The organism is Staphylococcus sp. SM3655 (genome assembly GCF_016917315.1).
Lineage (GTDB): Bacteria > Bacillota > Bacilli > Staphylococcales > Staphylococcaceae > Staphylococcus > Staphylococcus aureus.
In genome coordinates this window covers 2,002,829-2,027,390 of the sequence record NZ_CP070305.1, presented here as the reverse complement: position 1 = coordinate 2,027,390, position 24,562 = coordinate 2,002,829, and the positions used below count along the sequence as shown (strand labels likewise).

20 protein-coding genes are annotated in these 24,562 nt (G+C 33.8%); all 20 read right to left on the bottom strand.

The genetic code is table 11. From position 1 onward, the window contains the following. Positions 1–33: 33 nt before the first annotated feature. The 20 genes from JQN76_RS09945 to sucC all read right to left on the bottom strand — a co-directional run bounded on the left by JQN76_RS09945 (position 34) and on the right by sucC (position 24,466). Entirely contained in the window at positions 34–4,344 is a 4,311-nt protein-coding gene (locus JQN76_RS09945) for a PolC-type DNA polymerase III (RefSeq protein WP_205397787.1), read from the bottom strand. A 263-nt stretch (positions 4,345–4,607) separates the two neighbouring features. After that, positions 4,608–6,311, bottom strand: a complete 1,704-nt coding sequence (locus JQN76_RS09940) for a proline--tRNA ligase (protein WP_000814094.1) — start codon at positions 6,309–6,311, stop codon at positions 4,608–4,610. 19 nt (positions 6,312–6,330) lie between these two features. Continuing rightward, a complete protein-coding gene (gene rseP, locus JQN76_RS09935) occupies positions 6,331–7,617 on the bottom strand; it encodes an RIP metalloprotease RseP (RefSeq protein WP_000121122.1) in 1,287 nt (428 codons plus the stop codon). Positions 7,618–7,803: 186 nt separating this feature from the next. Further along, on the bottom strand, positions 7,804–8,586 hold the full coding sequence (locus JQN76_RS09930; RefSeq protein ID WP_000868413.1) for a phosphatidate cytidylyltransferase: 783 nt from the start codon (positions 8,584–8,586) through the stop codon (positions 7,804–7,806). Between the two features lie 6 nt (positions 8,587–8,592). After that, a complete protein-coding gene (locus tag JQN76_RS09925) occupies positions 8,593–9,363 on the bottom strand; it encodes an undecaprenyl pyrophosphate synthase (RefSeq protein ID WP_000473705.1) in 771 nt (256 codons plus the stop codon). 372 nt (positions 9,364–9,735) lie between these two features. Continuing rightward, entirely contained in the window at positions 9,736–10,290 is a 555-nt protein-coding gene (frr, locus tag JQN76_RS09920; protein WP_001280006.1) for a ribosome recycling factor, read from the bottom strand. An 18-nt stretch (positions 10,291–10,308) separates the two neighbouring features. After that, the gene (pyrH, locus tag JQN76_RS09915) at positions 10,309–11,031 is read right to left on the bottom strand and encodes a UMP kinase (RefSeq protein WP_000057330.1); all 723 of its coding nucleotides are present in this window, start codon (positions 11,029–11,031) and stop codon (positions 10,309–10,311) included. Between the two features lie 136 nt (positions 11,032–11,167). After that, the gene (gene tsf, locus JQN76_RS09910; protein WP_000201387.1) at positions 11,168–12,049 is read right to left on the bottom strand and encodes a translation elongation factor Ts; all 882 of its coding nucleotides are present in this window, start codon (positions 12,047–12,049) and stop codon (positions 11,168–11,170) included. Positions 12,050–12,083: 34 nt separating this feature from the next. Further along, positions 12,084–12,197 (bottom strand): hypothetical protein, encoded by a 114-nt coding sequence (locus JQN76_RS09905; protein ID WP_001789890.1) that lies wholly within the window; start codon positions 12,195–12,197, stop codon positions 12,084–12,086. Between the two features lie 33 nt (positions 12,198–12,230). After that, complete coding sequence (gene rpsB, locus JQN76_RS09900; RefSeq protein WP_000268484.1) at positions 12,231–12,998, bottom strand: 30S ribosomal protein S2; 768 nt, start codon at positions 12,996–12,998, stop codon at positions 12,231–12,233. Between the two features lie 198 nt (positions 12,999–13,196). Then, positions 13,197–13,289, bottom strand: a complete 93-nt coding sequence (locus tag JQN76_RS09895; protein WP_001790530.1) for a hypothetical protein — start codon at positions 13,287–13,289, stop codon at positions 13,197–13,199. Positions 13,290–13,339: 50 nt separating this feature from the next. Beyond that, positions 13,340–14,113, bottom strand: coding sequence for a GTP-sensing pleiotropic transcriptional regulator CodY (gene codY / locus JQN76_RS09890; protein ID WP_001836894.1), 774 nt, complete (start codon positions 14,111–14,113; stop codon positions 13,340–13,342). Between the two features lie 24 nt (positions 14,114–14,137). After that, positions 14,138–15,541: an ATP-dependent protease ATPase subunit HslU gene (gene hslU / locus JQN76_RS09885; RefSeq protein WP_000379054.1), complete on the bottom strand. Its 1,404-nt coding sequence runs from the start codon at positions 15,539–15,541 to the stop codon at positions 14,138–14,140. A gap of 65 nt (positions 15,542–15,606) precedes the next feature. Continuing rightward, on the bottom strand, positions 15,607–16,152 hold the full coding sequence (gene hslV, locus JQN76_RS09880) for an ATP-dependent protease subunit HslV (RefSeq protein ID WP_000072681.1): 546 nt from the start codon (positions 16,150–16,152) through the stop codon (positions 15,607–15,609). Next, the gene (xerC, locus tag JQN76_RS09875; RefSeq protein WP_001015597.1) at positions 16,149–17,045 is read right to left on the bottom strand and encodes a tyrosine recombinase XerC; all 897 of its coding nucleotides are present in this window, start codon (positions 17,043–17,045) and stop codon (positions 16,149–16,151) included. Before xerC ends, hslV begins: the two co-directional genes overlap by 4 nt. 416 nt (positions 17,046–17,461) lie before the next feature. After that, the gene (gene trmFO / locus JQN76_RS09870; RefSeq protein ID WP_000195254.1) at positions 17,462–18,769 is read right to left on the bottom strand and encodes a methylenetetrahydrofolate--tRNA-(uracil(54)-C(5))-methyltransferase (FADH(2)-oxidizing) TrmFO; all 1,308 of its coding nucleotides are present in this window, start codon (positions 18,767–18,769) and stop codon (positions 17,462–17,464) included. A 155-nt stretch (positions 18,770–18,924) separates the two neighbouring features. After that, the gene (topA, locus tag JQN76_RS09865) at positions 18,925–21,000 is read right to left on the bottom strand and encodes a type I DNA topoisomerase (protein ID WP_001557331.1); all 2,076 of its coding nucleotides are present in this window, start codon (positions 20,998–21,000) and stop codon (positions 18,925–18,927) included. Between the two features lie 173 nt (positions 21,001–21,173). Further along, positions 21,174–22,046: a DNA-processing protein DprA gene (dprA, locus tag JQN76_RS09860; RefSeq protein ID WP_000931873.1), complete on the bottom strand. Its 873-nt coding sequence runs from the start codon at positions 22,044–22,046 to the stop codon at positions 21,174–21,176. A gap of 323 nt (positions 22,047–22,369) precedes the next feature. Continuing rightward, the gene (sucD, locus tag JQN76_RS09855) at positions 22,370–23,278 is read right to left on the bottom strand and encodes a succinate--CoA ligase subunit alpha (RefSeq protein WP_000110251.1); all 909 of its coding nucleotides are present in this window, start codon (positions 23,276–23,278) and stop codon (positions 22,370–22,372) included. Between the two features lie 21 nt (positions 23,279–23,299). Beyond that, complete coding sequence (gene sucC, locus JQN76_RS09850) at positions 23,300–24,466, bottom strand: ADP-forming succinate--CoA ligase subunit beta (protein ID WP_001020801.1); 1,167 nt, start codon at positions 24,464–24,466, stop codon at positions 23,300–23,302. Positions 24,467–24,562: the final 96 nt, after the last annotated feature.

The following is a 24,562-nucleotide window of genomic DNA, read 5'->3' as shown; positions in this document are numbered from 1 at the left end:
TACGCATTAAATAAATACCTTGATTATTTCATTTTACATATCGAATATCGAAAGTTGAGCTTTATCTGGTAAATTCGGTAATGAGCCTAACTCATCTAAATACTCAATAATTTTCTGAGATAATCCAGCTTTTTTGTTTAAATCTTCTTTTGATAAAAATGGTCCATCGTCACGAGCTTCAACAATTCGTTTCGCAACGTTTTCGCCAAGCCCAGGCACTGATATGAACGGCGGAATAAGTGTATCGCCTTCAATGATAAATTCGAACGCCTGACTCTTTTCTAAACTAATCGGTTGCATGCGATAACCTCGATGCGCCATTTCATTCATAATTTCCAAGACTGTTAATACGTCTTTTTCTTTTTTACCTAGATCCATATAGCGAGAATACATGTCTTTTACAGTATTTCGAATGCTTGTTTTATCTTTAATCATCGTGATTAAATCAAAATCTGACGCACGAATTGTAAAGTAAGATGCATAGTAATAAAGTGGATGATGTACTTTGAAATATGCGATACGTACTGCCATTAAAACGTATGCTGCTGCATGGGCTTTAGGGAACATGTACTTAATTTTAAGACATGAATCTAAATACCAATCCGGCACTTCATTTTCTTTCATCGTTTCAACCATTTCTTCAGTTAAACCTTTACCTTTACGTACTGACTCCATTATTTTAAAAGCCATTGATGGTTCTAAACCAGCATACATTAAATAAACCATGATATCATCACGACAACCAATTACACTTGATAAATCACATATACCGGTTTTAATTAATTCTTGAGCATTGCCTAACCACACATCTGTACCATGAGATAATCCTGAGATTTGAACTAATTCAGAAAATGTTGTTGGCTTTGTATCTTCTAACATTTGACGCACGAACCCTGTACCGAATTCTGGAACCCCAAACGTACCTGTTTTACATAAAATTTCATCTTCAGTAACACCTAAACTTTCAGGTGTACTAAATATTTGCATGACTTCTTTGTCATCTACAGGTATCGTTTTTGGATCAATGCCCGATAAATCTTGAAGCATACGAATCATTGTTGGATCATCGTGTCCAAGTATATCAAGTTTTAATACATTATCATGAATAGAATGGAAATCAAAATGTGTCGTCATCCATGCTGAATTTTGATCATCGGCAGGATATTGTATCGGCGTAAAATCATAAATATCCATGTAATCAGGTACTACAATAATACCCCCTGGATGCTGTCCAGTTGTACGTTTAACACCTGTACATCCTTTAACGAGTCGATCTATTTCAGCACCTCTTTTGTGGATGCCTTGATCATTCAAATAACCTTTAACATAACCAAAAGCAGTCTTTTCAGCAACAGTACCAATTGTACCTGCACGGAATACTTTATCCTCACCAAATAATACTTTTGTGTAGTTATGGGCATTCGGTTGATATTCACCACTAAAGTTTAAGTCGATATCAGGAACTTTATCTCCCTTAAATCCTAAAAATGTTTCAAACGGAATATCTTGTCCTTCTTTAATAAGTGGCGCTCCACAAGTTTCACACGTCTTATCAGGTAAATCAAATCCTGATCCTACTGAACCATCATTGAAAAATTCACTCGTTTTACAGTTCGGACAAATATAGTGTGGCGGTAACGGGTTTACTTCAGTAATCTCAGTCATTGTCGCTACAAAACTAGAACCTACTGAACCACGGGAACCAACTAAGTATCCATCATCTAATGATTTTTTAACTAAACGTTGCGAAATTAAGTAAATTACCGCAAATCCATTACCGATAATACTTTTTAATTCTTTTTCTAATCGATCAATTACGATTTGAGGCAGGTCTTCACCATACAGTTTACGCGCATTTGCATAACTTAGTTCTCTAATTTCTTCGTTAGCACCTTCCATACGCGGTGTGTATAATTCATCTTTAATAGGAACAACACGTTCAATTCGATCTGCTAATTCGTTTGTATTTTTCACAACAATTTCATGCGCTTTTTCTTCACCTAAAAAATGAAACTCGTTTAACATTTCATCTGTAGTTCTAAAATGTGCTTCCGGTAAAGTTGAGCGATTAAGTGGATTGCCGGGTTGTGATGCTATTAAAATTTTACGTGCGATACCATCATGTTCAAACAAATAGTGTGCATTTCCTGTCGCAATAACAGGTATACCCGCTGTGTCACCTGCATGTATTAAACGTTGATAAATTTCATGTAATGTTTCAGTATCTCTAATAAGCTCTCTATCAATTAAATCTTGATAAAGTGCCGGTGGTTGAATTTCAATAAAATCATAATATTTGGCAATTTTTTCAACTTGGCTCTGGTCCTTCTGCATAACTGCCGTAAATAATTCACCTTCATCACACGCTGTACCTACCAATAATCCCTCACGATATTCATCTAACAATGAACGTGGAATTCGAGGTGTACGGTAGAAATACTTCACCAATGATGCACTTACAATTTTAAATAGATTTTTAAGACCTTGTTGGTTTTGTACAATTAATGTGACATGACTAGGTCTTGCACGTTTATATGCATCTTCATTACTGAGTTTTTTGTTGATTTCGTTATGATTTAATACGCCTAATTCTTTCATTTGTTGAACCATTTTTATGAAAATGTAAGCTGTTGCTTCTGTATCATAAATGGCACGGTGATGTTGCGTTAATTCTACGCCATATTTTTTAGCTAAGAAATTCAAACCATGTTTACCATATTCAGTATTAATCGTACGAGATAATTCTAAAGTATCGATAACACCATTCGTTGATGGTCCAAACCCAAGACGTTCATATCCCGTATCGATAAAGCCCATATCAAACGAAGCATTATGCGCTACGAATATCGCATCGCCAACCCATTCTTTAAACTCTGTAAGTACTTCTTCAATCTCAAGGGCATCTACTAACATATCATCAGTAATATGCGTCAAATTGATAATCGTTTCCGATAATCGTTCATGCGGATTACTAAACCTTTCAAACTTATCGATGATTTCACCGTTATGAACTTTCACAGCTGCAAGCTCGATGATTTTATCATACTGATTTGATAAACCAGTTGTCTCAACGTCGAACACAACATAAGTAGCATCTTTTAATACGACATCTTGTGGTTTGTATGCAATCGGAACACCATCATCAACTAACATACCTTCCATACCGTATATCATTTTAATGCCATGTTTTTCCGCTGCTGCGTGAGCATCTGGAAATGCTTGCACAACATTATGGTCTGTAACCGCAATGGCTGGATGTCCCCAGTCTGCTGCCTGTTTAACATACGCACCAATATTGGGTATACCATCCATTTGGCTCATTGCAGTATGCAAGTGGAATTCTACACGCTTTTCTTCAGCTTTATCTTTTTTTGTCGCTTTTTTAATCTCTTCAATATCAGACATCATCATAACTAAATCTCTAATAAATGTATCTTCTTCAATACGACCTTGAGCCCTAACCCATTTACCAACACTTAGCGCTTTAAAATGTTCTAAATCATCTTTGTTTTTACGAGTAAACATTTTTAAAACTAAAGAGTCCGTATAGTCAGTCACTTTAATTTCTACGATATGGCGACCACTTTTAAGTTCTTTTAAGTTTATATCAAAAATGACACCCTCTATTGCAACTTTAAACTCTTCCTCAATAATAGATTCAATTGGTTTAATATTTTCAATTTGAATCGGCTTACCAATTTGACACTTATCGACAGCACTTTCGTTGTTATCTTGTTGTTTCGCTTTTTCAGCTTTCATTTTTTCAAGTTTCTCTGTTGCCAATCGTGCACTTTGTTCGTCTTCTTCTTGAATATGTGCTTCTAAAGAAGCTAAGTTTTGTTCTTGATCATTATCATTTGTTTCGAATATGATTTTATCGATATCAAAACCACAATTTCTAAACGCTTTGATAAGACTTCCATTACATGCCTTATCAAAATGATTACGTTCAATGTCATTTGATACCATTACTTTTAATACTTTTCCAGACATAATAAGCTTTTTCTGTTTCAATTGACCTTTAACTTTTGGAGATAAAGCTGTTTGGTCAATACAGTGCCCAAAGTATTTAATTGCATGTTCATCTTGATTCGTGCCATTTGTTACCGTAAAACGACATGTAACGTTGGCGATATCTTTAAACTCTTGCTCTATTGCATTTATAAATAATAAATAATCTTCATGAGCTAAGAATTGTGGTAATGTAATATGAAATTCCCATGTTCTGTTTTTGTTAGAAACATCTATACGTGTCAGTTCACCTGAATTTAAAATTTCAGCATCTAATTGATTTGAAATTTTAATTTGATCAGCAAGCACTTTAAATTTTTGTTGCTCTGTCATTGCCAAGACAATTACCACCTTAAATAGAAATTACTTTTACGTGTTCGAACAATATTTAGATTATGTAGGCATAGTAATGATAGAAAATTAAATGCTTTATATTTGGCTAATCATAATATTGTTAAAACAAATTTATCTTTAATTATACTATGTCTTCAGTCATTTTTCATCGAATAATCATTATATCAAAAATAATAAGAGCAGGACATAAGCATCTGATTTCTTTCAGCTTTTTCCTACTCTTATAATTCATTCGATCTTAATTATTTTAAGTTATCATATTTATTTGTAATGACAGTCATTAAGTCATCAATGTGAACTTCTTCGCTATCACCTGTTAAACGTTCTTTAACTTCTACAATACCTTCCGATGCACGTTTACCAACAACAATTCGCAGTGGTAAACCAATTAAATCGGCATCATTAAATTTGACACCCGCACGTTCCTGACGATCATCGTACAACACATCAAATTTAGTATTAAATTCAGCATATAGTGCATCCGCTAGTTCTCGTTGATCATCTTTCTTAGGATTAATAGAAATTAAATGTAAATCAAATGGAGTAACTGATTTAGGCCAAACAATTCCATTATCATCGTGATTTTGTTCAACAATCGCACTCAGCGTTCTAGAAATTCCAATACCGTAACAACCCATAATTAAAGGTTGGGCTTTTCCTTGGTTATCTAAGAATGTAGCATTCATTGATTCTGAATACTTAGTACCCAATTTGAATACTTGACCAACTTCAATACCTTCAGCAAAATGTGCAACGCCTGAACCATCACTTAACTTTTCGCCTTCTAAAATAAAACGGAAATCGCCATATTCATCAACGTTGAAGTCTCTACCTACATTTACATTAATTAAGTGATAGCCATCTTCGTTAGCACCGACAACTAAATTATTTAAATCTTGCACAAAATTATCTGCATAAATTTTGATTTCTTTATCAATAACAGGACCTAGTGAACCCGGATTTGCACCAACTAAATTAACAATTTCGTCTTGTGTTGCTAATTCAATATTATCTGTGCCGAAATAAGATTTTAATTTAATGTCATTAATTTCATGATGGCCACGCACTAAAACCATAATATATTCGCCATCAACTTTGAAAATCATCGTTTTAACGATTTCATCTACTGGTCTACCTAAGAAGTCTGCCAATTCTTGTGCAGTCTTAACATTTGGTGTTTCAATTTTTTCTAAAGGTTGCACAGTAGAATGCTTATGATTTGGTTCGTAAACGACTTCTGCTTTTTCGATATTAGCAGCATAGTCACTTTCTTTACTGTAAACGATTGTATCCTCACCGATAGCACTTAATGCCATAAATTCATGTGTATGGCTACCGCCTATAGCACCTGAATCTGCTACAACTGGTCTAGCATTAATGCCAACTCTCTCAAAAATACGGCTATACGCTTGATACATATCTTGATACGTTTGATCTAATGATGCCTCGTCAGCATGGAATGAATACGCATCTTTCATAATAAATTCACGCCCACGAAGTAAACCAAAACGTGGTCTCTTTTCATCACGGAATTTAGATTGAATTTGGAATAATGTCATCGGTAATTGTTTGTATGATTTCAATTCATTTCTTACTATTGATGTAACTAATTCTTCATGTGTTGGACCTAATGCAAATTGTCTTCCATGTCTATCTTGTAAACGCATTAATTCCGGGCCATATGCACCCCAACGTCCTGATTCTTCCCATAATTCAGCTTGTTGTAACGCTGGCATTAAAATTTCAACAGAATCGATACGTTCCATTTCTTGTCGCACAATTGCAGTAATATTATTTAACACACGTGTTGCTAGCGGTAAATAACTATAAATCCCACTTGTACTTTGTTTTATCAAACCCGATTTCAATAATAAACGATGACTTTGTGCTTCTGCTTCTGATGGCACATCACGCATCGTTGGTATAAAAACTTTGGATTGCTTCATAATTATTTATCCTCCTAAATTATAAGAAATATCGTCGAATATCATTCCACGTTACTAATATCATAATAACGACCATGAAAATGGCACCAATAGCAATAATCGTTGTTTCCGCTTTTTTATTAACTGGTTTTCTGAAAATCGCTTCATATATAACAAATAAAATACGACCACCGTCTAGTGCAGGAATAGGAATTAAATTCATAATACCTAAGTTTACACTTAATAACGCAGTGTAACCAATTAAGCTAATGATACCCGCTTTAACAACTGAGTCGACGTTATGATAAATACCAACCGGACCATTTAACATATCAAATGAGAATCCGCCCGTAAATATACTAGCCAACATACCGACTACAGCTGTAAAAATTAGTGTACTACCTTTCAAAAAGCTTTCAAATCCATATACAATTGGTTTGAAGAGCGTACGTTCACTCGCTGGTTGGAATCCGAGAACATACTTCGTCTCTGAACTTACTTTAGTCAGTTTTCTTTCAGTCTTTTTAGGTGTTAATTCAACTGACTTTGTTTTACCATCACGTTCAAATTTAACAGTCGTCTTATTATCTTTAACTTTATCTAACGCCTTATCAACATCATCAAATTCAGATATTTTATATTTGCCAATTTGGACGATCTTATCACCTTTTTGTAATCCTGCTTGTTGAGCTGGATACTTATCTGCGACTTGTTCTACAGTAGACGTAGGCGTGCCTTGATAATATGCAAGACCAATAAATAGGACTAAAGCTAATATAAAGTTAAATAACGGTCCCGCAAATAATGTTAAAAATTTCGGCCATGGCTTTTTATGTGCAAATTGTCTGTCTCTCGGAGCAATTTGAACTAAGCTACCATTTTCAACAAAGAAAGACTTTCTAGCAATTTTAAAATGATGTCTTTCATTATCATAAGCAGTGATACCTTCTATGAATAAGTCATCCTTAAAATCACATTTTTTAACTTCGATCGCTTCAATTTGTTGAAACTTATGATGATCATCTAATATGATATGTGTTATTTCATTTTCTTCATTCAGTTTAATTTTAACGTTCATACCGGGCTCGACTGGTGGCTCTTCTAAGCCATCTCCTGCCATACGAACATATCCACCAACAGGCAATAACCTAATAGTGTAAAGTGTTTCATTTTTTCTAAAACTAAAAATTTTTGGCCCCATACCGATCGCAAATTCTGGACACATAATGCCTGCTCTTTTCGCAAAAAACATATGGCCATATTCATGAACAGTTACTAGTACACCAAAAACAATAATAAATGCAATTATTGTAACTAAATAGCTCACTCGCTACACCTCGATTGTTTATAAATTTCTTTTATTTTAAAATTGATTGCTGTATACGTAACATAAGTCATTATAATATGATACTGACAAATCACAAAATATAACGTCTAATTTTCAAAAGGAGTTCTGAGATTCATTAAATTATCTCAGCAACTCCTCTTTACGTTTATTGATTTTTTCTCAGCATTAAGATTGTATTAATAAAATATTTAATAATGGTAACACAAACATAAAGCTGTCAAATCGGTCTAAAATACCACCGTGTCCAGGTAGTATACGACCTGAGTCTTTAACGCCGAAATGACGCTTAAATCCTGATTCCACTAAATCACCTAATTGACCAAATAAACTTAAAATCAATGTCACTCCAAGTAATATCCATACATTCATATTGAAATCTACAAAATATAACATTGCAAGAGGCACTATCAAACTACAGAACAAGCCACCTATGAATCCTTCGATTGTCTTATTCGGACTTATTACTGGCCAAAGCTTATGTTTACCCATCATTTTACCAAACAAGTAAGCCCCTGTATCTGTAAGCCAAACAATTAAAAAGGCATATAATATGTAATGTAATCCTTCTGATCTCGTTTCATAAAAGAACATAAAACCAATGCCTACATAAGCCACAGACATTAAGCAAAATGCAGCATCCATAAAACTAAATCTGTTTTTAGATAAGACAGTATAACTTAATACAATAAAGCTCATTGCAATTAAACTTTTTAATTGAATTACTTGTACCCATGGCCCTGCATGTTGTGGCAACATAATGATGATAAGACCAACTGCACTAATTAAACCAGGAACTGAAACAAATTTAATCATATTCATATTCAACAATTCTTTTAATGCAATCAATGCTAATATATTAGCAAATATCATTAACACAAGGCCGCCTTTTAACAAGATAGGCAAGAATACGATTAAGGCAATAATAGCTGTCAGCGTTCTAACTTTCATACTATACTACTCCTCACTCAATCCGCCAAAGCGTCTTTGACGTGACTGATAAATTTTTATACATTTAATTAATTCATCTTCGTCAAAGTCAGGCCATAATTTTTGATTAAAGATAAATTCACTATACGAAACTTGCCAAATCAAGAAATTACTTATTCTTTGTTCTCCTGAAGTACGAATTAACAACTCTGGATCAGGATAGTCTTTTGTCATTAAATGATTGTTTATATATGTTTCATCTATGATATCACTATTTAAACCTTGTTGATGAAGCTCGTCAAACATATTTTTAATACTATGAACAAGTTCTGCTCTGCCACCATAATTAATTGCAAATATTAATTTTAAGCCGGTATTATTAGCTGTCTTTTCTTTAGCATTATTAATTGCTTCTATCGTTGATTTTGGCAACTTATCAGTAAATCCAATTGTTTCAACTTTGACATTTTTTTCAATTAGTTCCGGTAAGAATGTCTTTAAGAAATTGACAGGCAAATTCATAATATAATTTACTTCACTTTCAGGTCTTGACCAATTTTCAGTGGAAAAGGCGTATAAAGTTAAGTACTTAACACCAATATCACTAGCTACCCTAGTAATTTTTTTTATTGTTTGCATACCTTCGTAATGACCTTTAATTCTAGGCATTTTTCGCTTCTTAGCCCATCGCCCATTACCATCCATAATAATAGCGATATGTTCAGGTATATTAGACGAGTCTAATTCTTCATTATAATTATTTATAGTGTTCTTTTTATTTATTAGCTTTTTAAACATGGTCTTTCCTCCGAGCCTGATCATCTCTGTCATATAGTATAAGTTACTAAACAATCATTATCATTTTATCATACTCATTTAATGCATTGAATAAGCAAATAAAAAAACTGTACCAAAGTCTGACTCGGTACAGTTTACACCAGAAATGTGACATACATACTGAGGTTAAAAATTACATAACTTTATTATAGCAATATACCTAATGCCTATTATTTATAAAGTATATGTTTAATTAACTTGTTTAAACACCATTTTTATGCTCATTGTGAATTTAAATTATCACATGCATCTTTGATTTAATTAAACATGCCCATTTTAAATGTTACATTATCGTTTAATACTGGCATTTTAATATGTCATTGTATATTAGTTTTATACTGACATAATATCTTTTTCTTTATCAGCAATCATTTGATCAATTTCTTTTATTGAATTGTCTGTTGCTTTCTGAACATCTTCAGTACCACTTCTCAACTCATCTTCAGTAATGTCGCCATTTTTTTCATCTTTTTTCAACTGATCATTCATATCACGACGAATATTTCGAACAGATACTTTAGCTTCTTCACCAATTTTCTTAACATCTTTAACGCGCTCTTTTCTACGTTCTTCTGTTAAGGCAGGTACAGCAATACGTATCACTTCACCATCACTTGTTGGGTTAACACCTAAGTTAGCTGCTATTATCGCTTTTTCGATGTCAGCTACAGAAGTTTTGTCGTATGGAGAAATAACAAGTAAACGTGCTTCTGGAACATTGATGCTTGCTAATTGTTGTACAGGTGTTGGTGCACCATAGTAATCAACTGTTACGCCGTTTAATAAATTTGAATTAGCTCTTCCTGCACTGATGTTAGCTAATTCACGTGATAAGCTTTCGATTGATTTTTGCATTCTTGATTTAGTTTCATTAATAATGTCACTCATTATTTTACACCTCTAAATTTATTTTGTAATTAACGTACCTATCTTTTCACCCATAACAGCACGTTTAATATTTCCTTCTTCCATAATAGAGAAAACAGTTAACGGAATGTTATTATCCATACAGAATGAGGATGCTGTTGAATCCATTACTTGTAAACCTTCTTGAAGCATTTGAATATGCGTTAAATGTTCATATTTTACCGCATCTTTGTTTACTTTAGGATCTGCAGAATATACACCATCTACATTATTTTTGCCCATTAAAATAACATCTGCTTCAACTTCTGCAGCACGTAATGCCGCTGTAGTATCTGTAGAGAAGTATGGGTTTCCAATACCTGCAGCAAAAATAACTACGCGTTTCTTTTCTAAGTGTCTAATTGCACGACGACGAATATAAGGTTCAGCCACTTGCTTCATTTCAATAGATGTTAATACTCGTGTATCACAATCCAATTGTTCTAAACTATCTTGTAATGCTAAGGCATTCATTACAGTTGCAAGCATACCCATGTAATCAGCAGTTCCACGGTCCATACCTAAGTCACTACCTGTTTTACCTCTCCAAATGTTTCCGCCACCAACGATTACTGCGATTTCACAGTCCATTTTAGCAACTTCAGCCACTTGCTCAGCAACACTTTTAATAATTACTGGATTTATGCCAAATCCTTTTTCTCCAGCTAACGCTTCACCACTTAGTTTCAAAACTACACGTTTATATTTAGAAATTTGAGCCATTTTCTTATCCTCTCTATCGTGAATATATGTAACATATACAAGTAAAGAAGACACAGTTGTCGTTTTATTAGAATGATTTACATTTTAATAAAGCAACATTAAAGGTGTCTTCTTCCTTGTTTTACTTTATGACAGATTATTTCATTTGTCCTTTAACTTCATCCGCAAAGTTTTCTTCGCGTTTTTCCATACCTTCGCCTACTTCATAGCGTACGAAGTCAACAAGTTTTCCACCTTTTGTTTTTAAGAAAGCTTCAACTGTTACATCAGGGTTTTTAACGAAGTCTTGATCTACAGCACAAATTTCTTGTAAGTATTTACGTAAACGTCCTTCCACCATTTTTTCAACGATGTTTTCTGGTTTACCTTCATTTAATGCTTGTTGTTTTAAAACTTCTCTTTCGTGGTTGATTTCTTCTTCGCTAACTTGTTCAGAAGAAACATATTTAGGGTTGATTGCAGCGATATGCATAGCAACGTCTCTTGCTGCTTCTTCGTCAGTTGAACCTTCAACAACTGTTAATACACCAATGCGTCCACCCATGTGTAAGTAAGCGCCGAAAGCATCGTTATCAGTTTTAGTTCTGATAGCAAAACGACGAACACTTAATTTTTCACCGATTGTTGAAATTGCTTCTTTAATTCTTTCATCAACTGATTTACCATTTGGTAAAGTTGTTTCCATTAAAGCTTCAACAGTTTCAGCTTTTGTATCTAATACTTGATTAGCGATTTCTTTAACTAACTCTTGGAAACCTTCGTTACGAGCAACAAAGTCTGTTTCAGAGTTGATTTCAACGATAACTGCGTCGTTACCTTTAGTTTCTACATGTACTAAACCTTCAGCCGCAATACGGTCTGCTTTTTTAGCTGCTTTAGCAATACCTTTTTCACGTAGGTAGTCAATCGCTTTATCGATGTCACCATCAGTTTCAGTTAGCGCTTTTTTACAATCCATCATACCCGCGCCAGTTTTTTCACGTAATTCTTTAACAAGTTTTGCTGAAATAGTTGCCATTCATTATTCCTCCAATAAGTTATCATTTTATATATTATGATTTTAGCATTATTATAGGCAAGATTGCCAATACTCTAATTGAATATTTGTAATTTGCCTCGATTTTCTTTTTAAAAAAGGTGATAAGCATTAATATCTTATCACCCATTTAAACTATATCTAAGTCAGATTCAACAGTTGATTATTCTTCAGTTGCTTCTGTTTCTTCTGATTTTTCTTTTTCATCTAAATCGATGTTTTGTTCTGCAGCTACTTCTTCATTAGAAACGCCTTGTTGACCTTCTAAGATTGCATCTGCCATTTTAGCAGTTAATAATTTAACCGCACGGATAGCATCGTCGTTTGCTGGGATAACGTAGTCAATTTCGTCAGGATCACAGTTAGTGTCAACGATACCTACGATAGGAATATTTAATTTACGAGCTTCAGCAATTGCATTACGCTCTTTACGTGGGTCAACTACGAATAATGCTTGAGGCATTGATTTCATATCACGAATTCCGCCTAAGAATTTGATTAAACGGTCGTATTCTTTTTTAAGTTCTACTACTTCTTTTTTAGGTAATACTTCGAATAAACCATCTTCTTCCATTTTTTCAATTTCAGAAATACGTTTGATTCGTTTTGAGATCGTTTTATAGTTAGTTAATAATCCACCTAACCATCTTTGGTTAATGTAGAATTGACCAGCACGTTCTGCTTCAGATTTAACTGATTCTTGTGCTTGTTTTTTAGTTCCTACGAATAAGACTTGTCCACCATCTTCTGAAACTTGTTTCAAGAAGTTGTATGCCTCGTCTACTTTTTTCACTGTTTTTTGTAAGTCGATGATATAAATACCATTTCTCTCAGTGAAGATATATTTTTTCATTTTTGGGTTCCAACGACGTGTTTGGTGACCGAAGTGAACACCCGCTTCTAGTAATTGTTTCATTGAAATTACTGCCATTATAAATTCCTCCTATTGGTTAATTACCTCCATAGCAAACTATTGTAAAGACAATATACAAATATTGCACCCTTTACACAATCACGTTTGATATGTGTGTATTGGCTTTATAGCCGAAAATAAATATAACATAATGCCGTGTCTAAAGCAAATGTTTTTCAAGCATTTTTTCATAAATTTAAAGGTAATTCTATCAAGTTAATGTGAAATATCAATTTGATTGAAAATTAGACAAAAATAAAGAAATGACTTCAACATAATCATCAAAGTCATTTCGTTGACTACCGCCAAGATAACATCGTCACGACTAGGACATTGAATTATGTCCCAGACTCATCGACTTATTTACTTTTTTCTAATTCATCTAAGAATTTTTCTTTTTTAACTTTAATGAAAGTACCTTTCATTCCTAAAGAACGTGATTCAATTACACCAGCACTTTCTAATTTACGTAGTGCATTTACAATTACAGATCTAGTAATACCAACTCTATCTGCAACTTTTGATGCGATTAATAGGCCTTCCGTACCGCCAAGTTCTTCAAAGATATGTTCAATCGCTTCTTTTTCAGAATAAGATAATGAATTAATTGCCATTGTAATAGCAGCTTTATCGCGCGCTTCTTTTTCTACTTCACTATGCTTCTCACGTAAGATTTCCATACCAATAACTGTAGCAGCATATTCACCTAGTACCAAATCATTTTCATTAAAATCATCATGTACTCGACCAAGTACTAATGTAACTAATCTTTCCCCTCCACCTAAAATTGGGAAGATAGTTGTACGACTATCTATGAATAATTCTCTGTTTTCAGGTGGGAATACTGTTAATACATTGTCGATATCAATATTTGATTCTGTTTGTTTAACTTCCATTAATCGTTCTGTATATTCACTTGGAATATGTCTTTCTTCCAACATTTGAATAATTCTTTGACTTTTTAATAATTCATTTAGACTCGATCCTAAAATTTTACCTCGACGCGATACAATAAATACATTTGTTACAGTTACGCTACTAATCGTTTGTGCTACATCTTTAAAATCAACCGCAATACCTTTGTGTTTTTGAAGTAACGTGTTTAACTCTCTCGTTTTAGATAATAAGCTCATGAATTTTTCTCCTTTTGTATATTTTTATAGAATAAATGCACTTAAATCTTTATTTGTTGAAATTGATTTTAATTTATCATCAACATATTGTGGGGTAATATCTACAACTGCATTCGGCATACTTGGTGCTTCGAATGATAAATCTTCTAGCATCTTTTCTAAAATTGTATGAAGTCGACGTGCACCAATGTTGTCTGTATCTTGATTTACTTGATAAGCAATCTCAGCTAAGCGAGTAATTGCTTCATCGGTAAAGTTTACAGTAACTTCTTCTGTTTGAAGCAATGCTTCATATTGTTTAATTAATGACAATTTTGGTTCTGTCAAAATTCTTACAAAATCTTCTACCGATAAACTATCAAGTTCAACTCTAATCGGAAAACGACCTTGCAATTCTGGTATCAAGTCACTCGGCTTAGATACATGGAAAGCTCCAGCACCTATAAACAGCATATGTTCAGTATTCACAGTACCATATTTGGTTTGAATAACGCTACCTTCAAGTATAGGTAAAATATCTCTTTGAACACCTTGTCTTGAGACATCTTGACCACTATTATGATTATTCGTCGCAACTTTGTCGATTTCATCTATAAAGATGATACCCATTTGTTCTGCTAATTCAAGCGCTTCTTGGTTAGCGCTTTCTTGATCAATTAGTTCATCCGCATAACTATCAGCTAAGATTTTCCTTGCCGTCTCAACAGCAACTTCTCGCTCAACTTTCTTTTTAGGCATTAATTGATTCATCATCTCTTGCATTTGCTGATTTTGATTTGTACCTAGCATACCTAAAGCACCAGGATCTTGTTCGACTTTAATTCTTACCTTTTCTTTTTCAAGTTTGCCTTCTTCTAGCTGTCTCTTAATTTCAGAACGTTTTGTTTTAATTTCCTCAGTAGGTGGTTCTTCTTCATCTTCGTTATTTTGTCCGAAATTTGGAATTGCACCTCCGAAAAGTGACTCTAAAGGATTATTCGTTTGAGACGCTTTCTTTTTCATACTTGGAACTAATAACTTAACAAGTTTTTCATTGGCCTTAGCTGTTGCTTCATCTTGTACCAATGATTTTTTCTGTGCCTTGACTAATCTTACTGAAACATCAACAAGATCTCTAACCATACTTTCAACATCTCGTCCTACATAACCTACCTCAGTAAATTTAGTAGCTTCTACTTTTATAAATGGCGCGCCGACAACTTTGGCCATTCTTCTTGCAATTTCAGTTTTACCAACGCCAGTTGGTCCAATCATCAAAATATTTTTAGGTGAAATTTCTTGCTTTGATTCCTCATCTAATAAACTTCTTCTGTATCGATTACGTAAGGCAATTGCCACTTTACGTTTAGCATCATTTTGTCCAACGATGTATTCATTTAATTTAGATACGATTTCTTTTGGAGTTAATCTTATTCCAGCTGTATCCATTAATTTCATTCCTCCGTCTTTTAACTAAAATTAATTGCTCGTAATTATTTATCGTGCTCTGATTATTATAGTGTTTCAACAACAATATTATCGTTGGTAAAGACACAAATATCAGCCGCTACTTTCAAGCTCTCATATGCCATTTCTTCAGCAGACAAATGCGATGCATGGCGTTTCAATGCACGTCCTGCGCTTAATGCGTAGTTGCCTCCTGATCCAATAGCGATAAGGTCATCATCTGGGGCAATAACTTCGCCAGTTCCACTGACAACTAAAATAGCATCTTTATCCATTACAATTAGCATAGCTTCTAATTGACGTAATTGTTTATCGCCTCGCCATTCTTGTGCCAATTCAACAGCAGCTCTTTCTAAGTTACCACTAAACTGTTGTAATTTTGTTTCGAATTTTTCAAATAACGTAAACGCATCTGCTACACTACCTGCGAAACCAGCTAACACTTTACCTTCATATAAACGTCGCACTTTTCTTGCCGTTTGTTTCATGATGACTTGTTGACCAAGCGTTACTTGCCCATCTCCAGCCATAGCTGCTTTCCCATTATGTCTTACAGCATAAATTGTTGTTGCATGTAATGTTGTATTACTCATGTTTCATTCTCCTTTTTCGCTCGAGGATGTGCATTTAGATACACTTTTCTTAATTGTTGGTTAGATACGTGTGTATATTTACCAGTTGTTGACAAATTAACATGACCTAATAACGATTGTACTGTTCTTAGGTCTGCACCTTGATTCAATAAATGCGTTGCAAATGTATGTCTGAGCTTGTGGGGATGAATCTCACTTACGCCTGCTGTTCGTTTAACAATATCATTTAAAACATATCGTACACCGCGTTCAGTGATTGCTTCACCCTTCATATTTACAATAAGAAAATCATGATTGCATGACTGAATTGGTTTGAAATGTTCTAAATAATTTTCGATGCTTTGTCTACAATAAGCACCAAACGGTACAAAGCGCTCTTTGCTCCCTTTTCCTAATACGGTAACACCATTCGCGTAAAAATCTATATCTTGTTTTTTAATATTTACTAATTCCGAAACACGGATGCCTGTAGCATACAACAATTCAAGAATAACTCGATCCCGTAAATTTTTTGAAGTGTCCTCTTCTACAGTTTTGAATAACGCTTCCATTTCTTCTTCGTAAAAGAATTGCGGAAGATATTTTTCTTTTTTCGGATGTACTAATTGAACAAATGGATTAATAATGTTCTCATCAAGCGTCATCCAATATTCATAGAAAGTTCTTAACGTTGAGATTTTACGAGAAACAGATGTTCTTTTCAAATGATTTGAATATAAATAGCTCAAATAATTTCTAGCATCTCTGTATTCAAAAGTATTCAACTCTAAATGTTCTTGTTCTAAAAATTGATTAAACTGAATTAAGTCATCTTGATATGATTTCAATGTGTGTTCCGAAAAATTCCGTTCAACTTTCAATGTATTTAAAAACGCATCTTGAATATGATTCAATACATTTACCCTCCATCAATAAGAATTGTAGCATATACAGCAAAGGGCTTACAGTAATTTGATAATCAATTCTAAATCTTTTGAGAATTAAATAATTGTAACTAATCGGAAAACCCGTTAATTTGAATACCTCTTTTTTAAATTAATTACTAAAAGTCTTTATTAATAGCCTTGCCATTTATTATTTCATTGTCTTTTAAATAAAGTTTATTTAAAACATTCTCTTACATGTTACATCAATCAACTTATTGCGTGTTATTTATTCAGATATTTTTTGAATGCGAATGCTAAATTGTCAGAAATACGTAACAATTCCAAAATTAAAAAGACTAGGATAAGTATTTTCCATTTAGAAAGTCATTACTTACTCGTTGATGACTTAAGAATGAATAGCATATCTAGTCTTTCTAACTATTTTATAAAGTTTTTTTGAAATTTTCTAAGTAATCCAAAGCTCTATTAGCTTGTGCTTCATAGCGTTCTTTTTTATCTTTAATTCTAGTTTCTAAAGATGGTAATAACCCGAAGTTAGCATTCATAGGTTGGAAATTCTTATTGTTTTTAGCATGAGAAATATAGTAAGCCATACTTCCAATCATTGTTTCTCTCGGAAATACTACCTCACCCTTGCCTAATATTTTATGCGCAAGATTGATGCCTGCAACTAAGCCGCTAGCTGCGCTTTCTACATAACCTTCAACACCAGTCATTTGTCCCGCAAACTGTATGTTTGGTTGTGAAATCAATTCATATTTCTCGTTTAATACGTCCGGTGAATTAATGAAGGTATTTCTATGCATCACACCATATCTAACAATATCAACATTTTCTAAGCCTGGAATTAATTTAATGACTTCTTTTTGAGCTCCCCATTTTAAATGCGTTTGGAAGCCAACAATATTGTAGAGTGTACCAGCAGCGTCATCTTGTCTTAATTGAACCACTGCATAAGGACGTTTCCCAGTCTTTGGATCTTCTAATCCTACTGGTTTCATTGGTCCAAATAGTAATGTCTTGCGTCCGCGTTCTGCCATTACTTCAAAAGGCATACAACCCTCGAAATATTTTTCTTTTTCAAATGAATTTACAGGCGCAACTTCAGCTTCTAATACTGCATCATAAAAGCGATTAAATTCATCCTCAGTCATAGGACAATTTAAATATGCAGCTTCACCTTTATCATAACGGGACTTTAAGTAAACTTTATCCATATCAATAGATTCTTTTTCAATAATTGGAGCAGCCGCATCATAGAAATAAAGTTGATCTTTACCAGTAATGTCCACTATTTCTTGCGCAAGGGTTTCTGTAGTAAGTGGTCCTGTTGCGATAATTGTGTATCCATCTGGAATGGCATTAATTTCTTCATTAATAACTGTGATATTTTCATGATTTTTAAGTGTTTCAGTAATATAACCTGAAAAATCGTGTCTATCAACTGCTAATGCACCACCAGCTGGAACTCGTGCCTTATCAGCCGCTTCAATAATTATAGAATTCAATCTTCTCATTTCTTCTTTTAAAACACCCACACCATTAGTTAAAGCATTTCCGCGTAATGAATTGGAACATACAAGTTCCGCAAATTTATCAGTATGGTGCGCTGGTGTTTGTTTAACAGGTCTCATCTCTATTAGATTAACTTTAATTCCTCTTTCAGCTAATTGATATGCCGCTTCTGAACCGGCAAGACCAGCACCTATTACATTTACAGTTTGAGTCATTTCTATACTCCTTTTATTGTCATTTATGTCTTTTAATTATGTTGTTATGTTTATATTATCCGCACTTATTTAGATTAATCCATTACTATCTTTAAAATAAGATTCACTAATGATTCTATTTAACAATCTTAAAATGTCTCTAGGAAATAAAAATATTATTTCTGCGCTGCCTCTTTATAATCGCAATTTGAACATATTACTTGTGTTGTCTTGCCTTTTTTATTTTCAACAAGATATTGGTTACATTTTGGACAATCTCTTCCAATCGGCTTATCCCAAGAGATAAAGTCGCATTCAGGATATTTCGAACATCCATAAAAGACACGATTCTTTTTAGATTTTCTTTCTACGACGTCACCATCATTACATTTTGGACATTTAACACCAATAGACTTAACTATCGCTTTTGTATTACGACAATCCGGGAAGTTTGAGCAAGCCATAAACTTACCATAGCGTCCCATTTTTATAACCATAGGAGAACCACAAACTTCACAGTCTTCACCGGCTGGCTCATCTTTGATTTCAATCTTTTCCATCTCTTCTTCAGCACGTTCAACATCTTGTTTAAAGCTACTAAAGAAACCGTCTATTACTTTTCTCCATGTAATGTCACCTTCTGCAATCTTATCAAGTAACGTTTCCATATTCACTGTGAATTCCACATCAATAATCTCTGGGAAGTATTCTTTCACTTGTTCATGAACTATTTCTCCCAACTCAGTAGGAACAAAACGCTTACTTTCTAATTTGACATAGTTACGCTTTTGAATCGTATCTATTGTCGGTGCATAAGTTGATGGTCGCCCAATTTTCAATTCTTCTAGTGTTTTTACTAATCTCGCCTCAGTATATCTTGGAGGTGGTTGTGTATAGTGTTGAGCTGGTTCAATTTGAGTTGCTGTGACTTTATCACCTTGCTCTAATTTAGGCAGTTTATTTTCCTTTTCGCTATCACTATCATCTTTAGTTTCTACATAAAGCGTCATAAATCCTTTAAACTTGATTGTTTGACCATTCGCTCTAAATTTAATGTCACCTTGTGTTATGTCTAATGAGACTGTATCAAGTATTGCTGGAGCCATTTGACTAGCAACAAATCGTTCCCAAATTAATTTGTATAATCGGTATTGGTCTTTCGTCAAAAATGACTTCATATCATCTGGCGTACGCATAGTACTTGAAGGTCTAATAGCCTCATGGGCATCTTGGTCACCTTGTTTCCCTGATGCTTTACGTTTAGAAGTGTAAGATTCACCGTATTTATCAGTTATATACTGTTTTGCTTCAGCTTTGGCAGTATCTGAAATACGTGTAGAATCGGTTCTCATATATGTTATTAAACCAATCGTACCTTGTTTTTTCAAATCTATACCTTCATATAATTGTTGTGCGACCATCATTGTTTTTCTTGCTTTAAAGTTTAATTTACGTGCCGCCTCTTGTTGTAATGTAGAAGTTGTAAATGGGTTTGCTGGATTACGCGTTTTTTCTTTTTTAGTCACGTTTGTAATTTCGAATTGATCTCCATCTAGTGCAGCTGTAATTTTCTCAACATCTTTTTTCGTTTTTAATTTAAAAGGTTTATTTTTATAATGAAGGAATTTAGCATTGAATTTTGATTTTTTGTATCTAAATTCTCCTTCAATAGTCCAATATTCTTCTGGTTTAAAGTTTCGAATTTCATTTTCACGGTCAATGACTAAACGAAGTGCAACAGATTGAACTCGACCCGCTGACAAACCTTTTTTTACTTTTTTCCATAGAACTGGCGAGATGTTATAGCCAACCAATCTATCTAATATTCGACGCGCTTGTTGTGCATCGACTAAGTTCATTTCAATTTCTCTAGGATTTTTAAAACTTTCTTTAACAGCGTCTTTAGTTATTTCGTTGAAAACAACGCGATTTTCTTTAGAATCTTCAAGCTCTAAAATTTTTGATAAATGCCAAGCAATTGCTTCACCTTCACGGTCGGGGTCACTTGCGAGAAAGACGTTTTTCGCTTTTTTTGCATGTTTTTTCAATTCTTTTACAACAGGACCTTTTCCGCGTATTGTTATATATTTTGGTTCGTAATTATCTTCAGTGTCGACACCCATTTGACTTCTTGGTAAGTCTCTGACGTGTCCCATTGAAGCTATAACTTTATATTTCTTACCTAAATACTTTTCAATGGTTTTTGCTTTTGCAGGCGATTCAACAATGACTAAATTATCTGCCAATGTCATTTCCCCCTCGCTAATCTAATTACTAAAGATAAATGATAAACGCTTAATTTTGCTTTTGTCAACGTTTTATATCTAAACAAATCATTTTCCCTGTCTATTTTTTATAGATTTTATTAAAAAATAAATTACAAAGGGTAACAAAAGAAATATGAAGCAACTCGTTATTTTTAGTTTTAAATATAGTAGTCTTCAAATATATCATTAGCGTTTAATACTACCTTAGCACCTTCTTGGATACGTAATAAATTACCTTTTGTCATAGGATTAAACATAGATCCAGGTAAAACATAAACATTTCTATTTTGCTCTAATGCAAAATCTATCGTGATGTGACTGCCACTTTGTTCCTTAGCCTCAGTAATTAAAACCCCTTTTGACAAACCGCTGATAATTCTATTGCGCTCAGGAAATCTATATTTAGCAATTGGTGTATGTGGTGGATATTCGGATATAACTAAACCTTTTTCTTCTATTTTATTTCTTAATGCTGATGTACTTTTGGGATAATGTGTTTGATGGCCAAAGGCTAAAACTGCAATTGTAGGGAGATTGTATTTTAAAGCTATTTGATGTGCCATTGCATCAGCTCCTTGAGCAAGCCCGGAAACGACACAAAAACTCATTTGTTGAAATGAAACGAAGAGATGATTCAATGCCTTTAAAGTATAGTCGCCTGATAATCGTGACCCAACGACAGCTAAAGTGTGCGGATAACTAAGGAGGTTAATATTCCCTTTATAGAACAAAATGATAGGATAATTGTAAGTTTCTTTTAATAAATAGGGATAATTATGATCAAAACAAGTTATATAATTTAATTGGGTTTTCTGAATTGTTGTTTCAATTTCATCAACAGAAATTTCCTTGTAACGGTTAACTTTAGCATCTATTTTTTTATCCGCTAAAAGCTTACAAAAATTTTCTAGAATATGCATTCGTTCATATTCATCTACTTCACAACAACTCGGAAAAGTTTTTAAAAGTAGATGTATTTGTGCAGTAGTAAAACGACTCCAAATTAATTTAAGTAAAATGTGATTTAACATATTTATTACTCCTTTGTCATAGATTATAAACTACTATCTACACATTTGATTTTTCATTTCGTTAACAAAGGGGCTCTATTTGTTACCAGAATTTAAGGAGTAAAAAGAATCTTCAAACTTTTGAATACTAAAAATATATAACATACGAATTACTGACAAAAAGCCTATTGAAAATTGATTTGATTGAAAGGTTGTCCAAAAACGATACTTGCCTTTCCGAAATATGAAAAGTGGACTAAAATTCATCGCACGACAAATAGCCCATTTCCGATACTTTTATAAAGTATGGAATGGGCTATAGCCATTTATATCATCTTTTAACTTTATTTATTAACTGTTAATAATGCTTCATAAATACCTGCTTCTTTAGCAGCTTCAATTAATGTTGAACCAATTTCTGAAGGTGTTGCCGCTGTTTTCACACCACAGCTATTTAATGTTTTAATTTTTTCTTCAGCAGTACCTTTACCACCTGAAATGATTGCACCAGCATGTCCCATACGTTTTCCAGGAGGTGCTGTTTGTCCACCGATAAAGCCTACAACTGGTTTTGTCATATTCGCTTTAATCCATTCAGCAGCTTCTTCTTCAGCTGTACCACCGATTTCACCAATCATAACAACTGCTTTCGTTTCGTCATCTTCATTGAATGCTTTTAAAACATCAATAAAGTTTGTGCCATTAACTGGGTCTCCACCAATACCAACAGCTGTAGTTTGACCAATACCTTCTTCAGTCAATTGGTGCACTGCTTCATATGTTAGTGTACCTGAACGTGATACTACACCAACATGACCTTTTTTGTGAATATAGCCAGGCATAATACCAATTTTACATTCATCTGCTGTAATCACACCTGGACAGTTCGGACCAACTAAACGTGTTTTTCTACCTTGTAAGTAGCGTTTAACTTTAACCATGTCTAATACAGGAATATGTTCAGTAATACAAATAACCATATCTAAGTCTGCATCTGCTGCTTCTAAAATTGAATCTGCAGCAAATGGTGCTGGAACGTAAATGACTGAAACCGTTGCCCCGGTTTCATTTTTAGCTTCTTCAACAGTGTTGAAAACAGGAACGCCTTCAACAACTTGACCACCTTTACCAGGCGTCACACCTGCTACTATTTTCGTACCATAATCAAGCATTTGTTTTGTATGGAAAAGGGCAGTAGACCCTGTAATACCTTGTACCATTACTTTAGTATTCTTATCTATAAATACACTCATCTTAGTGCTCCCATCCTTTCCTTATGCTTCTTTGACTAGTTTAACAATTTTTTGTGCACCTTCAGCCATTGTTGCTGCTGGTTCAATTGCTAATCCTGAGTCTTTTAAGATTTTTTTACCTAACTCAACATTTGTACCTTCTAAGCGTACAACTAGTGGTAAAGTTAAATCTACTTCTTTTACAGCTTCAACGATACCTTCTGCGATAACATCACATTTCATAATGCCACCGAAAATATTTACAAAAATACCTTTAACATTTTCATCACCTAAAATGATTTTAAATGCTTCAGTTACTTTTTCTCTAGTAGCGCTTCCGCCTGCATCTAAGAAATTGGCTGGGTTTCCACCGAAATGATTAATCGTATCCATTGTTGCCATGGCTAAACCTGCACCATTAACCATACATCCGATGTCACCATCTAATGCAATGTATGATAAATCATGTTTAGACGCTTCAATCTCTTTCGGATCTTCTTCTTCTAAATCACGTAATTCTACAACATCTTTATGTCTGAATAATGCATTATCATCAAAATTAATTTTAGCATCTAATGCCAATACATCACCATCAGCTGTTGTAACTAATGGGTTGATTTCTACGATTGAACAATCTTTTTCAATGAATACATTATAAAGTGCTAATAAGAATTTAGCAGCTTTGTTAACAGATTCTTTAGGAATATTAATATTAAACGCAATTCGTCTTGCTTGGAATGGTGAAAGTCCGATTACTGGATCGATAGTTTCTTTGAAGATCTTTTCAGGAGTCTTCGCAGCAACTTCTTCAATCTCAGTACCCCCTTCTTCAGACGCCATCAATGTTACTTGGTCAGTCGCACGATCAATAACGAATCCAACGTAATATTCTTTTTGAATAGCACAACCTTCTTCGATATATAAACGCTTAATTTCTTTACCTTCTGGACCAGTTTGATGTGTCACCAAAGTTTTCCCTAATAATTCTTTTGCATATGTTTCTACCTCAGATAAAGATTTAGCAATTTTTACTCCGCCTGCTTTACCTCTACCTCCAGCATGAATTTGTGCTTTTACAACATAAACATCAGAATTTAATTCTTTTGCTTTCTCCACCGCTTCTTCAGCAGTAAATGCTACTCGTCCTTCTGGAACTGCAACGCCCATTGAACGAAATATTTCTTTACCTTGATACTCGTGGATATTCATCTTCCATCCTCCTGTTACTTAGGTTAAGTTCCCTTACAATTATAAAAAATGTAAGCGCTATTGTAAACTTAAATGCTACTTTTTTATCATTTAATT